The 12537-nt window shown below is 58.0% G+C and carries 10 protein-coding genes; 5 read left to right on the top strand and 5 right to left on the bottom strand.

Going from position 1 to position 12537, the window contains the following annotated elements; genetic code table 11:
* Window positions 1–8: 8 nt before the first annotated feature.
* The 3 genes from H9I52_RS03450 (at window position 9) to fucP (ending at window position 3719) form a co-directional block, all read left to right on the top strand.
* Window positions 9–1088 (top strand): LamG domain-containing protein, encoded by a 1080-nt coding sequence (locus tag H9I52_RS03450; protein WP_187452664.1) that lies wholly within the window; start codon window positions 9–11, stop codon window positions 1086–1088.
* Window positions 1089–1193: 105 nt separating this feature from the next.
* Window positions 1194–2378, top strand: coding sequence for a glycoside hydrolase family 130 protein (locus H9I52_RS03445; RefSeq protein ID WP_187452663.1), 1185 nt, complete (start codon window positions 1194–1196; stop codon window positions 2376–2378).
* Between the two features lie 60 nt (window positions 2379–2438).
* Entirely contained in the window at window positions 2439–3719 is a 1281-nt protein-coding gene (fucP, locus tag H9I52_RS03440) for an L-fucose:H+ symporter permease (protein WP_187452662.1), read from the top strand.
* Window positions 3720–3887: 168 nt separating this feature from the next.
* Here the strand turns inward: fucP and H9I52_RS03435 are convergent, their stop codons facing one another.
* Complete coding sequence (locus H9I52_RS03435; RefSeq protein WP_187452661.1) at window positions 3888–4100, bottom strand: hypothetical protein; 213 nt, start codon at window positions 4098–4100, stop codon at window positions 3888–3890.
* Window positions 4101–4215: 115 nt separating this feature from the next.
* Between H9I52_RS03435 and H9I52_RS03430 the strand changes: the two genes are divergently transcribed.
* Together H9I52_RS03430 and H9I52_RS03425 are read left to right on the top strand one after the other, a co-directional pair.
* Window positions 4216–4653 carry a hypothetical protein gene (locus tag H9I52_RS03430; protein ID WP_187452660.1) on the top strand — a complete coding sequence of 146 codons (438 nt, stop codon included), beginning with the start codon at window positions 4216–4218 and terminating at the stop codon, window positions 4651–4653.
* 57 nt (window positions 4654–4710) lie between these two features.
* The gene (locus H9I52_RS03425) at window positions 4711–4980 is read left to right on the top strand and encodes a hypothetical protein (protein ID WP_187452659.1); all 270 of its coding nucleotides are present in this window, start codon (window positions 4711–4713) and stop codon (window positions 4978–4980) included.
* Between the two features lie 78 nt (window positions 4981–5058).
* On the opposite strand, the gene H9I52_RS03420 is transcribed toward H9I52_RS03425, so the two are convergent.
* The 4 genes from H9I52_RS03420 to H9I52_RS03405 all read right to left on the bottom strand — a co-directional run bounded on the left by H9I52_RS03420 (window position 5059) and on the right by H9I52_RS03405 (window position 12344).
* Window positions 5059–5952, bottom strand: a complete 894-nt coding sequence (locus tag H9I52_RS03420) for a DNA/RNA non-specific endonuclease (RefSeq protein ID WP_187452658.1) — start codon at window positions 5950–5952, stop codon at window positions 5059–5061.
* 291 nt (window positions 5953–6243) lie between these two features.
* Window positions 6244–8691, bottom strand: a complete 2448-nt coding sequence (locus H9I52_RS03415; RefSeq protein WP_187452657.1) for a bifunctional YncE family protein/alkaline phosphatase family protein — start codon at window positions 8689–8691, stop codon at window positions 6244–6246.
* A 51-nt stretch (window positions 8692–8742) separates the two neighbouring features.
* Entirely contained in the window at window positions 8743–9630 is an 888-nt protein-coding gene (locus H9I52_RS03410) for a glycerophosphodiester phosphodiesterase family protein (protein WP_187452656.1), read from the bottom strand.
* A gap of 236 nt (window positions 9631–9866) precedes the next feature.
* Window positions 9867–12344 carry an outer membrane beta-barrel family protein gene (locus H9I52_RS03405; RefSeq protein WP_187452655.1) on the bottom strand — a complete coding sequence of 826 codons (2478 nt, stop codon included), beginning with the start codon at window positions 12342–12344 and terminating at the stop codon, window positions 9867–9869.
* Between the last annotated feature and the right edge of the window lie 193 nt (window positions 12345–12537).

Here is a 12537-nt window from a genome sequence, read left to right as displayed (position 1 = left end):
CACTACCTATGAAAAGGCAAAAGCTTTACCTGCTCATCCTGTCTTGGCTGATGTTTGGCGCTATGGCGGTCGTTTCTTCCTGCTCCAAATCGGATGACAACAACACTCCAACCGTCAACGCCGACAAAACCAAGCTCACGGCGCTAATCGACTCAGTAACATTGGGTTACAACGCCGCCGTAGAAGGTACAAAACCGGGCACCTACGCCGCCGGCTCGAAAGCCACCCTCAAAACCGCGCTGGATCTGGCCACGGCCACCAAAGACGATACCAAGGCCACGCAAGCCAGCGTCAATACGGCCGTGGCCAACTTGCGCCGGGCCGTGGTGACGTTCCAGAGCAGCCTGATTCAGGAAGTTTCGGCGGCTAACTTGGTGGCGCAGTGGAAGTTTAACAGCAATGCCAACGACGCCACCACCAATGCCAACAACGGCACCCTGAAGTCGGGCACCGTCGGCACCGACAAAGCGCCCGTCGACGGCAACACGCTGCCGGTGTTGGTGGCCGACCGATTTGGGCAGGCCAACCAGGCGTATGAGTTCAACAACGGCGCCTACATCGAGGTGCCTTACAAAGTGGCCCTCAACCCGCAGGCAATCACTGTCAGCGCGTGGTGCAAGCGCATCGACACCAACGAAAACAACTACATCGTGTCGTTGAATCGCTGGAACGGCTACAAATTCCAGCTGCAAAGCGCCAATAAGCCCTTCTTTACGGCGACTACTACCGTGGGCATCTTCGACAAAGACGCCGAAACGGGCGTGGTGGCGCTCAATACCTGGACGCACGTGGCCACGTCATACGTCGATGGCACCACCAAGTTTTACGTGAACGGCGCGCTGGTAAAAACCTGGACCGACACCAAAGGCGCCATGAAGGCCGTGCCCGAACCCGTAAACCTGTGCATCGGCCAGCAGCTGCCGAAAGACGTGTACAACCGGGCTCCCAAAGCAGGCCAAGCCGCCGACTACTTCGCCTACTACGGCCCGTCGTATTTCAAAGGGCAGCTCGACGACATCCGCATCTACAACCGCGCCCTCACCGACGCGGAAATCCAGTCGATCTTTACCATCGAAAGCACGAAGTAGCCCAGGCAATTTCGGCTGACTGCAACAGGATTATCTCAGGGCATTTCACGTGTGAAATGCCCTGAGATAATTTATTGTATATCAATAACTTAACTTGAAAATCGAATGAGCATTTTCAATAAGAATCCCGGCCGTGCTGCCGCCCTGGCGCTGGCCGTGCTGCTGGCGGGCTGCAACGGCACCGACCGCAACCAGTCGGCGGCTACGCCGCCCAAAGCCGAGTGGACGCTGCTCAATTTCACCAAAGTAGATAGCGTCAACCCGATTATGGGGCCGAGCACGGCCGGGCATTTCCTCGATCCCATTCTGAAGCAGCAAGTGCTGTGGGAGGAAAAGGATGTGTTTAACCCCGCCGTGGTGGTGAAAGACGGCAAGGTGTACATGCTCTACCGGGCCGAAAACAAAGTAGGCGCGTTTGGCAAAGCGTCGCGGATCGGGCTGGCTACCAGCCCGGACGGCATTCACTTTACCCGCATGACCGAGCCCGTACTTTACCCCGACAACGACGCCCAGAAGCAGTATGAGTGGCCCGGTGGCACCGAAGATCCGCGGGTGGTGGAAAGCGACGACCACACCTACTACATGACCTACACGGCCTACGACGGCGACAAGGCGCGCCTGCACGTGGCTTCCTCACGCGACCTGCTGCACTGGACCAAATACGGCAACGTCTTCGCGCAGGCCGCGGGCGGCAAATACGTGAGCAAGTGGAGCAAGTCGGGCTCGATTGTGTCGCGCTACGAAGACGATGGCCGCATTGTGGCCGCCAAAATCAACGGCAAGTATTGGATGTACTGGGGCGACGCTCAGATCTGGCTGGCCACCTCCGACGACCTGATTCACTGGACGCCCATCGAAATGGCCGACGGCGAAAAGCCACCCGTGCCGCTGCGCGCCCAGGCCCTGACCATGCCGGAGCTGAAGATCGTATTGCCAACCCGCGAAGACAAATTCGACAGCGACCTGGTTGAGTCCGGCCCGCCGGCCATGCTCACCGACCAGGGCATTCGCCTGATTTACAACAGCCGCAACGAGCCCTCTTTTGGCGATAAATCCCTGCCCGTGGGCACGTATTCGGCGGCCCAGGCCCTGTTTGACAAAAACGATCCCACCAAATTGCTGCAACGAACAGATACGTATTTCATGCGTCCCGAGAAGCCCTACGAAACGACGGGGCAGGTCAATCAGGTGGTATTTCTGGAAGGCTTGGCGCGTTTCAAATCCAAGTGGTTTCTTTACTACGGCACCGCCGATTCTAAAATAGCCGTCGCGACCCGGCCCGTCGATTAATGGTTATATTCTCACCCTCGACGACGCACACTTTTCGTTAATTCATTCACTATCAGGCTTATGCACCCAGCCGCTACCACTGCCACCGTAGACCATTCTACCCGCGCTGCCTTCACCGAAAAGCGCTACCTCGTCACGCTGGCCTTTGTCACGTCGCTGTTTCTGCTTTGGGGCGTGGCCATCACGATGGGCGACGTGCTGAACCGGCACTTCCAGAACGTGCTGCACGTGTCGAAGGCACAATCGGGGCTGGTGCAGTTTTCCATCTTTGGAGCCTATGCCGTGATGGGCATTCCGGCGGGCCTGTTTATGAAGCGGTTTGGCTACAAAAACGGTGTGTTGCTGGGCTTGGCCTTGTATGCTACGGGTGCGTTTTTGTTTGTACCGGCTGCCAACGCCGGCTCATTCGGCTTCTTCCGCGGGGCGCTGTTTGTGCTGGCTTGCGGCCTGGCCACACTCGAAGCGGTGGCGCACCCGTTCGTGGCCGGCCTCGGCGACCCGCGCACCAGCGACCAGCGCATCAACTTCGCGCAGTCGTTTAATGGACTGGGGGCCGTGCTGGGGCCGCTCATCGGCGGCTATTTCATCCTGCGTGCCGGCCAGGCTCACTCCAACGATCTCGAATCGGTAAAGCTTCTCTATCAGATTATTGGCAGCGTAATTCTGTTCATCGCCGTGGCCTTTTTCTTTGTGAAGGTGCCGCCCGTGCAGGACGCCCACGCGCCCGTGGTGCCCGGTGCCGAAGCCGGCGGCTACGCCGAGGCGCCGCCCCTGGCCGACCAGCCCCGCGGCAAAACGTTGTGGCACTATCCGCACTTTGTGTGGGCCGTGGTGGCGCAATTTTTCTGCGTCGCGGCGCAGGGCGGCACCTGGGCATTTTTCATCAACTACGGCATTGAGAAAATGGGGCTACCGGCCGAAAAAGCCTCGTATTATTTTTCGCTCAGCATGGTTTTGATGATGGCCGGCCGCTTCCTGGGCACCTTCCTGATGCGCTTTATCGCGCCGAACAAGCTGCTGGCCACCTTTACGCTGGGCAGCATCCTGATGTGCCTGATTGTGGCGCAAAGCTTTGGCTGGCCGTCGTTTATTGCGCTGCTGATGCTCAATTTCTTCTTCAGCATCATGTTCCCTACCATTTTCAGCTTGGGCCTGAAGGGGCTGGGCGAGCGCACCCAGCAGGGGTCGTCTTTTCTGGTGATGGGCGTGGTGGGCGGCGCGGTATTTCCGCCAATCATGGGCCTGATCGCCAACCACGACGTGGCCGCGGCCTACTACCTACCCATCATTTGTTACGTCGTAATTTTTCTGTTTGGGGCTCGCTTTTACCGCGTGCGGTAGGCTTTGAGCGAAAAGCTGCGGCCATAAACAAGCATGCGCCTGCTGCTCAGGGAGTTTCCTGAACGGCAAGCGCCTTGCGGAAAAGATCGGCGGCCAGCCTTTCTGCACTCAGTTCAGCAGAAAGACGAACGCGCCAACTTGTTTTACAACTACTTAATGATCAATTATTTATCTCACAAAGAAGCCTTTTTCCTCCCAAGCTTTCACGTTCTGGCTGCGGACAAAGCGGGTTTCGATATGGCCCCAAGCATCTTGCTTGTACATGACGGTTTTGCCTTCTTCCCGGCTTTGCAGCGCGATAAGTTGGTCGGCGTGCGAGATGGCAGGAGCGGCAGGTTCAGCAGATTTGCGGGGGCGCGGGCGTTTTACAGAAGTCGACATAAGCAAATAACGGCAAAACCTGCCAAAAAGGTTCGCTCGTCTCGGCCGAGTCAGCTGGGCAGTGGTTCTGCTGGCCGCAAGTGGCTGAAAAAGAGGCCGCCAAAACTACAACCTTATGGGGGGCACTTACGAATTAGCAGGTGTTGTGGGAGTCGCCATCCAGCGCTTTGCCGACGGCGCGCTCGCCTATCCGTTTTCTGCTGCTACACTCATGGGCAAGGACAAAAAAAAGAAAGCGAAACATAAGAACCAGCCGGCGCAGGACCTCTTGGACCGCGCTGCCGTGTCCATCAAAAAGTTTCGCCGCATCACCAAGCAAATTGCCAAGCTGAGCCCAGGGCAAAAACTGGTTGGCGGCTTAGCTTTGGTGGCGACGGGCTTGGCGTATCTGGCTCAACAGCAAGCCTATACGCGCTCTTCTGCCGCAGCAAGTGCCGAAGCCGCTGAAGAAAACAGTGCCTCATCACTCCTTTCGGAGTCCAAAACCGACCCTGACAACGCACGCGGATCGTTGGGCCGGCCTAAGAAACACAGAGAAATCGGGCCCGCTTAGTGGCCCTTGGGGCTGGCTCAAACGCCCCGCTACTTTTCACCTTTTGTCGCATGTGCCATGACTAAAAAGAAAAAAAAGGCCAACGTCGGCAAGAAGAAGACGTTGCTCGGCGGCGCCGCCAAATCGCTTAAAAGCTTGGGCAAAACTACCGGCCTCAGCCGTTTGAGCACCGTGCAGAAAGTGGTCGGCGGGGCCGCCCTGGTGGGCTTGGGCCTAAGCTACCTCACCAAACGACGCAGCACCCCAGCCGGTCCCGGCCCCGCTTCCCACACCAGCAGCCCGGAGCAACTTCCGGACACGCCCGGCACTGATTCGTCTTTTGGGTAGCCGACTAAAAAACGGCATCCTTTCCAACTACTTAAGGTTAAGCTAATTACATAAAAGAAACCCGTTTTAGTCGATTCTCTATTGGGTCGGGCCGCTATCGGTACGGGCTTCGACTACGCTTTGCACCGACGCGGACACCGCCGAGAGCAGATCGTAGCCGGTGGCCTGCTCAATGGCATCGACCGTGGTGCGGTACGAGCCCCACGTGGTGAGCAGGCTGTTGTCGTTGGGGGTGTTGACGGCGATGATGCGCGTGCTGGTGGTCACGCGGCTGGCATCGGAAGTGCCGTTGGGCAGCACCACAATGACCTTCCAGAGGCGGTTGGGCACGGTCACGTGGCCGTTGTCGAGGGTGCTGAGCGGGCCGGCCGAGCCGGTGCCGCCTTTGCCGTAGCTGCCGCAGATGAGGTAGAGTTCGTTGCCCGCGTCCACGAGCGTGCGGCAGTAGTTTTCCAGCCCGGCCCAGGTTTGCTGGTTGTTGCGCGGGGCCTGGGGCACCATGTTGCTCATCAGAAACGTGGCCGAGTTGTCGGCCCCCGACCCGGTGCGGTCGGCCGAGGGGCACTGGTGGCCCCGGTCAAAACCCGAGCCCGAGTAGCTGGTGGCTTGCACACGATACCAGCCCGTAGGCAGTGTGTTGTCAGCCGCGAAGTTGTCTTGGCGCGGCGTTGAGCCCAGCCAGGCGCTGCTCAGGTGCCAGCTTACCCAGTTGGGCGTGCCCCGGTCGCGGTGGTACGACATGGTGTATTGTGGCTTGACTACCAAATAATTCCAATAATAATAAGGGTCCGCGATGGCTCCGCTCGGGTTGCCGAGTGCCAAGTTGCCGTCGCGGCTGGCGGTGGCGTCGGCACTTTGGGCCGCCCCTTTCAGTACTGAGGAGGGCGCGACCAGCTCGTCGTGCGAGCAGGACACCGCTAAGACACTCAGGATCAAACCTGTCAGAAAGCGGGAAAGAGTTTTTTTCGTCACGATACGTTTTGAAAGGGTGAAGCGACACAAACCTCTTGTTCTTCTCCCCGCAAACGGTTACCGCAACGTTATGTTATCGTTAAAAAGCCGGGCAGCGATCTGATCTGACTGCTTTCGGACCGCCAACCCGGCGGATGAAACCATTTGGTAATGTTTTGACTTTGCCGCACTAAGCCGGCAAGAATTGAATCAGTGAAAATTATACTAATTCCTGATTGCCCTAGACAAAAGTATCTACTTGATTAGTTGATTTTTAGCTACAAATGCTGCACGTCAGGGCTGAAGCAATAACTAATCATCGTCGTCTTTGCGGCGTTTTTGCTCCAGCTTCAGAAAGGCGCCCCGCCGGGGCGCCGGCAACACGGCGTTTTCGCCTTTGATGGCTTTCCAAACGACCTCGTTCAAGTCCAGGTCGGGGGCGGCATCTTCGCTGGCGAAGTTGAAGTGCTCCGAGCGCTCCGCGCTTTTGTTCCAGGCCGTGTTGCGGGTTTCCAGACTGACGCGGGCCGCCTTGACGTGGTACGGCGCCAGGTCGGGTGCGGCCCCAAAACAGCCGTACAGCGGCAACGCGGCCGCATCGTACTGGCTCATGGGTGGCAGCCCCAAGATCAATTCCATCGTGCGCAGCATGCCCGAAGTGGAGTACATTGTGTGGTTGACCGTGCCCTTTCTGGTGTAGGGGCTGATCACTAAGGCCGGCGAGCGGTGGGCATCGACGTGGTCGGGGCCGTTTTGGGCGTCGTCTTCCAGCACAAAAATGACCGACTCCTTCCAGATTCCGCTTTTGGACAGGTGTTCCACTAACTGCCCCAGGGCCAGATCGTTATCGGCTACGGCCGCCACGGGGGCGATCTTTCCGCGGCGCTGGCCGCTGGTGTGGTCGTTGCTGAGCCGGATGGTATTGAAGTGCGGCACGGCACCCAACGCCAGCAACGAATCGAAATCCTGCTGCCAGATGCGCACGCGCTCTACGTCCTTCACATCGAGGTCGAAGCCGGGCGACTTGGGCGAAATATGCCCTTCCAGCGATTTGAGTGAGGTTTTCCCGTTGTCGGCAAACTCGCCGTAGCTGCGGTACGTGAGGCCGGCGCGCTGGCAGTAGTCCCAGATGTAGCCGTCGCGCGGGTAGGCAATTTTGCGCGTGCCTTCGTAATCGTAGGTGCCGCCGCGGCCGCCGTAGCTGGTGGGCCAGGTTTTCTCGGTGTAGTCGGTGGCGTAGGCGGCCATACTCCAGTTATGGCCGTCGGCACTGACTTCGGCGTTCACGTAAAAGTTGTCGAGCAAGACAAACTCGCGGGCCAAGGCGTGGTGGTTGGGCGTTACCTTTTCCGGAAAAATGCACAGCGTTGTGTCGCCGTTGCCTTCCTTCATATCCCCGAATATTTGATCGTAGGTGCGGTTTTCCTTGATGACGTAGAATACGTACTTGATCGGCGACTTCTCCCCTGCGCGCCTCGGAATGGGGTTACCCGCTTCGCCTTTTGCCTGGGCCTCAATCTCTTTCGTGAAAGGCGAGTTGGCGTATACCTGCGCCGAATAGGCTTTCAGCTGGGTTTCGTTGGGGTGGTTGATGAAGGACAGCGTTCCCTTAAACAAGCCGCCGATATACTGCACTTCCGGTTGCCCGGCTACGCCGGTGTGCGAGCCGCTAGTATCAGTGCGCTTCACCGGCTGCGGACCAGCCGGGTTAGCCAGCGAAGAAAAACCTTTGCCATTGGCTACCAAGATCTTCTGTCCTAGCGTTTTGACGTTGGTTGGGTACCACCCCGTCGGGATAAAACCTTTAGACGAGCTTTTGCCCGGCACCGACACATCAAACACGGCCAGGCAGTTGTTGTCGGCGTTAGCGATGTAGAGCGTTTTCTCGTCCGGCGACAGTGCCAAGCCGTTTGTTGTCGAGCCGGTGAGCTTCGTGGGATAAAGCGCAGTCGAGATGATTTCCAGCACTTTCCGGGCTCCAGCGTCAATCACCGACACCGAATTATCGTTGGCATTGGCCACGAACAGATACTTGCCGTTGCGCGTTTGGAGGAGTTCGTTGGGGTGGCTTTCGGTGGCTATTTCGCCCGTGAGCTGGCCGGTTTGGGTGTCGTAGAGCGCAATTTTGTCGCCACCCCACAGCGAGATGTACAGTGTGCGGCGGTCCGGCGACAGCAGGCAGCTGTAGGCTTCGTGCCCCAAAGCGACCTTCTTAATTACGGCTTTGGTTTTGAGGTCGAACACGTACAGCGCGTTGTCCTCCTTGGTCACGGTGTAGAGCCGCTGCCGAGCGTCGTCGAGGTCGATGCCTGTGGGGCCGATTGCTTTGGGCCACGCCTGACCGAGGCGCAAGGTGTCGGCGGCGCCCAGCTTTTTGTTGACCACAGGATACACCACAATCACGTTGTCGTTGCCGCCCGAGGCGTACAGCTTTTTGCCGTCGGCGCTGAACTTCAGACCGTACCACGATTTGCGGATGGTCTTTTCATCGAGCAGCGTACCACTTTTAGGATCAATGAGTTGGATGCTCTGCCGGCTCTGGCCGTTGTTGGTGACCGCTAGCAGCTGGCCCGACCGTGAAAGCTGCATGTTCAGCGGCAAATCGCCCAGGGGCAGCGAAGTGCCGGCCGGGCTCAACGACCAGCCGTTGGGCAACAGGATCTGGTGGGCCTTGGGGTTGTTGGTCGGGCGTTGGGCCGTAGCCGCAAGACCACTTATCACGAAAAACAGGCTAACAATTCCTTTACGTGCGTTACGCATTGATATACTGAATGTTATAAGTGATCAAGCCGGAGATAATCAACCGAAAAATCAAGGCTTTCGGGCACCGAACAAATCCGGGTAATCGGTGATGATGCCGTCGACGCGCTGTTGCACCAATTGCGCAAAGATGTCGGCGGAATTTACAGTCCAAGGAATGACTTTTATGCCGCGCGCATGGCAATCCTGCACCAAGCCTGCGGTAACCAATTGATAAGCAGGACTATAAATAGCAGGCTTAAAGCTCAGGCCTTTCAGGTTGTGCTCCAGCCCGTACAGGTTTTCGACCAGCAAAGCCGTTTGCATAGCCGGATACAGGCGGTGCACCACTTCCAGCGTGCGCGGGTCAAACGACTGGATGATGACCCGATTTTGCACGCCCTTCGCGACAACCACGGCTAGCACCAGCTTTACAAACTCCGTCGGCGCCGGATGCAGCACGCCGTCGCCGGCGGGCGTGACTTTCGTTTCGATGTTGTAGTACGGGGCCGGCCGTTTTTTCAGGTGCGCGTAGGCTTCCGCCGAGTCAATCACTTCGGCTAGCAGCGGCTTGTAGGTGCGCAGCTTTTGCTGACGCGGAAATTTCGGATTGCCCTGGCTGCCGACGTCGAAACGCCGGATTTCGGCATACGGCATGGCGTAGAGGCGGTAGTGCTGCTCATCGGTTTTCGGGATGGGCCTGCCCGCCGGCGTGCGCACAAAATCGGCGTTCATGTAGGGATCGTGAGAAAGCAGCGGTTGCTTGTCCTGACTGATGGCAATGTCCATTTCCAGCGTCCTGACGCCCAAATCGAGAGCCTTGCGCATGGCCGGAATCGTGTTTTCGGGCATCAGACCGCGACAGCCGCGGTGGCCTTGCAAGTCGAGGGGGCGCTGTGCCGCCGCACCCAGCGCGCACAGCCACAGCAGCATCACCAACAAGCAGTGCGTCTTTTTCATGGCCTTACCGGTAAAACGGCAAAATCCAGAAGCCGCGCTCCCGGATTTTGCTTACGCATAAGCTTAATCTACAACTATTTAATTATCAATTCCTTACCAGATATTCAAAGCATGAGCTTTCATTCAGCTGTAAGCACCTCCTCCAGGATGATTTCGGACGCAAAGCTAGCGGGGATAAATTACGGGAATGTGACGCTTGTGCTACGCCACTGTGTTCTGTCACGAGCAACCGGTGCTCACGGCTTGCCCGTGCGGTTGAGTTCTTCCAGCGATGCGCTGTGCTTAACTGCCTCAAATTTAGCGCCTTTGCTGAAGCGGTAGCCCAACGTCAAACGAACGGTCTGCGAGCCAGAGTACAGACTGATGGCGTTGATGTTGCCGTTGAGGTTGGCCGTGGCCTTCAGCAAGCGACTCCGAAAGAGGTCGGTTGCGCTAAGGCTCAGGTCGAGCTGGTCGTGCAGGAAGGAGCGCTTCAGGCCTGCATCCACCCACCAGTTGGCTTTCAGCTGATACAGCCCATACGCCATAGGCCCCTGATACCCAGCACTTACCTGCAACCGGAATTGCCGGGGCAGCTGCACGCTCTGCGACGAGCGGGCCGTAAAACTCACTTGCTCGTTCGTCAGCGTTTGGCCCTGCAGCACTTTGGTAAAGCGCTGGTACGCCACGGAAGCGGTGTTGGTTATTTGCCAGTTCTTCGCCAGCGTAACCGGCGCGAGCAGCGTGGCGTTGAGGTTCTGAAAATCATTGACGTTTTGCTGCTGAAACACAGTCGTTTGGTCGACGGCGCGCTGCTCCGGAATCTCGGCGATGTAGCCTTTCGTCACGGCATAGCCTACAGTCAGGCTGTACTGATGCTTCAGCATCTGCCCCACTTCCAACGCGCTGGTATACTGCGGCTTAAGCGAAGGATTGCCTTTGATCCAGGAATATGGGTCGAGGTAGAAGATAAACGGATTCAGGGTTTCGTACTGCGGCCGGTCGATGCGGCGGCTGTAGCTGTAGCTGATTTGGTAGTCGGGGCTGATGGTTTGCTGCACTTGCAGGCTCGGAAACAGGCCCAGGTAGCTGCGCTGGGTGGATTGCGCCAGCGTCAGGGAGTGGCCGTGGGTGCGCGTCTGCTCGGCCCGCAGGCCGCCCTGCACGCTCCACTGCTGGCCCAGGCGCGCCGCAACGTTGGCGTACGCGGCATAGATGTCTTCCTGGTAGCGGAAGTGGCTGCTCCGGGTGGCATCCGGCACGGCTTGCCCATCGGTTAAAGCAAAGAAATTCAACTCGTTATCCGACACAACCCGGCTGGCCTTAGCGCCCAGCTCCAGCTTAGTCGTTTTGGTTAATGGCTTGGCGAAATCGGTTTTGGCCGAATAGATGTCGTAGTGTGTCGGGTTGTGACTGGTGAGCAAGGTGCTGAACGGCCCGGCGGCCCGGCCCAAGCTGTCGAAGCGATTTTGGAAGGTCGAGTTGTTGTCGTTGAACAACCGCACGTAGTCCGCATCGGCGGAGATGGTGGTGCCCACCGTATCGAGCTGGCCCACATAATGCAGGTTGGCAGCCCCATTGGTTAACACGCTATGTGCTTGATTGTTAGCTTGAATAAAGAGATCGTCGGGAGCGTAACCGGTGCGCAGGTAGGTGCCGGTCCGGAAGGCGTCGTTGGCGTTGCGCTGGGTTAGGCTGGCCGTAACGCCCAAGCTGTGCCGGCGATTGAGCGCATAGTCGGCGCTGAGGCGCACGGCCGGCACGTAGTGCACGCCGTTTTCGTGGTCGTTTTGGTCGAAGGTGCTGGTCGCGGCCTCGCCCCGAAACTCGCGGTGCATCTGGTTGGTCCGAAACCGAGTGCGGCGGGCCATGTCCACCCCCAGGGAGGTATTCCACTTGCCCTTCTTGTAGTTCAGATTGGCCCCCGTGCTGTAGCCGTGCAGCCGGCTGTACTGGTACTGATAGCCGGCGTACACGCTGCCGTTGAGGCCAGCCACTTGGTTTTTCTTCAGGTTGAGGTTGATAATGCCCGCCGAACCCGCTGCATCGTATTTAGCTGACGGATTGGTGATTAGCTCCAAGCTTTTGAGGTTGTCGGCGGGCATGGCTTGCAACAAGGCCTGCAACTCCTTGCCCGAGAGATAGGAGCGCTTGCCGTCGAGCAACACCTGCACGCCGGCTTTGCCGTTGAGCTGAAGGTTGCCGTCTTGGTCTACCGCTACGCCGGGCGATTTGGTGAGCACCTCGTAGGCTGTGCTACCGGCCGCCAGCGGGGTGCCTTCTACATTCACAATCATCCGATCCGCTTCCTTCACTACAGTAGGGCGCAGGGCCTGCACCGTCACTTCCTGCAGCATTTTGGCGTCGTTTTGCAGAGTCAAAACGCCGAAATCTTTGCGAAAATCGGTATTACCAACAGTGAAAGAGGGCGTTTGCAGAGACGCGTAACCCAGCATGGTTACCTTCAGCAGGTAGGCTCCGGGGGCAGGGGTTCTTAGCGAAAACTTGCCGGCTTCGTCGGCTGCCACGCCCGTTACAAGCGCATTGGTAGCGGCATTGAGCACCACCACGTTGGCAAAACTGACGGCCGCGCCCTTCGCATCTTTCACCGTCCCCGAAAGCATGCCCTCGGCAGGCTGGCCAACCACAGCCCGCCCTAAACAGAAGTAAAGCAACCAGAAAAGCAGGCCACGCAGGCATTGCGGACGAAACAGGGAAGTAAGCGTTGGTTTCATGGCAGTATGGAGGATGGGGTGAAACACACTCTCAGCGCGTCAAGCGACTGATGCTCAAATGTGTGACACACCTCACCCTCCCGAAACCAAAAACCCACGAGAGCGGAAATCCGGACTGTGAACGAGGATATCAGGCCAATGAAAAAGACGGCGGCCAGCCCCAAACGTGCGCCGGATGTAGACGCGATTACAC

The organism is Hymenobacter sp. BT491 (assembly GCF_014349165.1).
Lineage (GTDB): Bacteria > Bacteroidota > Bacteroidia > Cytophagales > Hymenobacteraceae > Hymenobacter > Hymenobacter jejuensis.
Note: the sequence above shows the minus strand (reverse complement) of the source record. Positions and strands in the feature narration are given on the sequence as shown.